Below are 983 nucleotides of genomic sequence, written 5' to 3' on the forward strand. Positions count from 1 at the left end.
AACAAAAGCTTCAAACCGACAAACAACGCGTGGCATTTTTGGTTTGCAGTGAATTTAGTGTTTAAGGCGTAATGCAGCGGCTTGTTTTGTGCGTTGTCTGCGGTTTAAGCTGGCGTTATAGCGCTTTGATAATTCTAGGGTTGTAAGGAATTCGAAAGTTGCTGGCTTCAGTGTTTTTGAGTTTGCTTCCTCAACCAAACCCAAGATGGAAAAGTTGTCGCAAGCCAAGTTGCTGTATGCCTTTTAATCCAATTTTGTTCACCAAATTTTGGAGTTTGGCTTTCGGTTCGTTTTCTAAATTCTTGACGGAATCGGTGTTTTGGGTTTTGTGGTCTGGTTACAGAAGGTTTTGTTGGCTAAGATGGCTTTCATTGCATGCAAGCTAAGTGCTTCGTTGCCAAGCGAGTTTGTTACTTGTATCGCTCTAACAAAAGCTTCAAACCGACAAACAACGCGTGGCATTTTTAGTTTGCGGTGAATTTAGTGTTTAAGGCGTGGTGCAGCAGCTTGTTTTGTGCGTTGTCTGCGGTTTAAGCTGGCGTTATACCCCAGTTGATTTTCTGGTGTTTGGGTTCTGTGCTCGTTGTAAATTCAACGCCCACCTTGGCTAGTTGCCAATCTACCTTTTGCGTAGTTTTAGGTTTCGAGCGGCTCAGCAAAAATCAAAGCCAGTCATTGAGTTCATCGTATGTCTTTGGCATCTTGGTGGGGCGGTCAAGCCGCTTCGGATTGGGCGCTTGGGCATAACAAAAGCTTCAAACCGACAGCCAACGCGTGGCACTTTTGGTTTGCAGTGATTTTAGTGTTTAAAGCGTAATGCGGCGGCTTGGTTTGTACGTTGTCTGCGGTTTAAGCTGGCGTTATAGCGCTTTGAGAGTTCAAGGGGTGTAAGGCTCTCAAAAGTTGCTGGCTTCCGTGTTTTTGAATGTGATTTATCTACTAGCATCAAGGTTGTAAATCCTCGCAAGCCAAGTCATTGTAGG

The 983-nt window shown here is 44.6% G+C and carries 1 protein-coding gene; it reads left to right on the plus strand.

Features of this window, described 5'->3' with window-relative positions; translation table 11 throughout:
- Window positions 1-688 precede the first annotated feature (688 nt).
- The gene (locus HC752_RS25195; RefSeq protein ID WP_274602167.1) at window positions 689-817 is read left to right on the plus strand and encodes a hypothetical protein; all 129 of its coding nucleotides are present in this window, start codon (window positions 689-691) and stop codon (window positions 815-817) included.
- Window positions 818-983: the final 166 nt, after the last annotated feature.

Source organism: Vibrio sp. S9_S30, from assembly GCF_014694455.1.
Taxonomy (GTDB): Bacteria; Pseudomonadota; Gammaproteobacteria; order Enterobacterales; family Vibrionaceae; genus Vibrio.

Excerpts from the sequence above, each read along its gene's own strand:
- HC752_RS25195 (WP_274602167.1), top strand. The coding sequence starts at position 689 with ATGTCTTTGGCATCTTGGTGGGGCGGTCAAGCCGCTTCGGATTGGGCG.